The organism is Janthinobacterium sp. JC611 (genome assembly GCF_018682595.1).
Classification (GTDB): Bacteria; Pseudomonadota; Gammaproteobacteria; order Burkholderiales; family Burkholderiaceae_D; genus Janthinobacterium.
This window is the reverse complement of record NZ_JAFLJN010000073.1, coordinates 1-1487: the sequence shown is the minus strand read 5'-3', so window position 1 is coordinate 1487 and position 1487 is coordinate 1. Positions and strand designations below refer to the sequence as shown.

1 protein-coding gene is annotated in these 1487 nt (G+C 61.4%); it reads right to left on the bottom strand.

Annotated features, from left to right (window positions below):
- The coding region (locus J0O65_RS25380; protein ID WP_502793597.1) for a beta strand repeat-containing protein at nucleotides 1-1487 on the bottom strand (1487 nt) is incomplete at both ends.

Sequence of the window (1487 nt, the reverse complement as noted above, 5' to 3'; positions counted from 1 at the left end):
GTCGCCGCATCGAGACGCAACATATCCGCCTGCAAGACGCCGCGCGTGTTGTCGATATTCACACCGCCCACATGCAAATCGGCAGTCGCTGCCATCACGCCATCGGTATTGCTCAGTACACCTTTGCTGACGATGTCTGCCGACGCAGCGGACGTGATGCGGCCCTTGCTGTTGTCCAGCACGCCCACCTGCAGATTCAATGTCCCCGTGCCTGCATGCTCGATCTTGCCGTCCTTGTTCGTGACGGTGACGGCATCGATGTTCAAGTTTGTACTGTTGACGGCAATGCGGCCAGCCGTGTTGTCCAGCTTGCCTGTGACGATGCTCGTATCGCCCGTGCCCGTCTGCAAGATGGTGCCCTTGGTGTTGTCCAGATTACCCACATGCAGATCGAGCTGGCCTGCCTGCAAGGTGCCTTCCGTGTTGTGCAGGGAGGCGCTCGTCGTCACATTCAGCGTGCCCGCCGTTGTCACGACCGTCTTGTTCGTGCTGACGTCACCTTGGGTTGCCGTCAGGCCGATGTTGGCGGCGCTGGTCTGGCTGCCTGACAGATCCACGCTGGCACCTGTCAGATTTGCGCTGCCCGCCGCCAGGTTTTGTCCATGTGCGGCCAACGTTTGCGTAGTGCTGATTGTCAGGTCACCACTTGTGCCCAGCTTGCCATCGGCCTGGATGCCGGCGCCGATCATGCTGCTGGCACTGCTGTCGAGGATTTTCGCCGTGATGCTGTTGTTGCCTTGTGCCGCGATGACGCCCCTGTTCACAATGGCGCCTGTTGCGGTCAAGGATTGATTCCCTGCCGCATACAGGCTGCCCGTATTGCTCAAGCTGGCCAGTGTCGCGTCCAGGTTGACGCCGGCAAACACGTTGCCTGCGCTGTTGTTCAAGTTCGCCACATTCAGGGTGGCATTGCCGGCCACGGCCTGCAACTGGCCTTTGGTATTGTCGATGTCGCCACCGGACAATGCCAGATGACGTCCTGCCGCCACGGTGCCTTCGGTATTGACCAGACTGCCCACCGTAAGCTCGGCATCCTGCACCGCCACGATGCGGCCTGTGCTGTTCAGCAATACCTGGGCTTTGACCAGCGCATCGCCGTTACTCTCGATCTTGCCGCCCGCGTTGTCCAGCTGGCCGGTGGCGCTCACCGTCATCAGGCCGGCGCCGGTCTGCGCCAGGTTGCCGGCGCGGTTGTCCAGGCTGCCGGCGTTGATGGTCAGCTGATTGGCCACCGTCGTCGCATTGCGGTGATCCAGGGTCGCTGCCGTGATATCCAGCTTGCCATTGCCCGTGATCTTGCCGAACTGGTTGTTGAATTGCCCTGCGTTAATCGCCAGGATGCCCGCGCCAGCATGCTCCAGCTTGCCATTGACGTTCGTCAACACCGTCGCGTTCAGGGCCAGGTTCGCGCTGTTGACGGCGATGCGGCCCGCCGTGTTGTCCAGCTTGGTCGTGGTGATGACGGTGTCGCCAGTACCCGTCTGCAC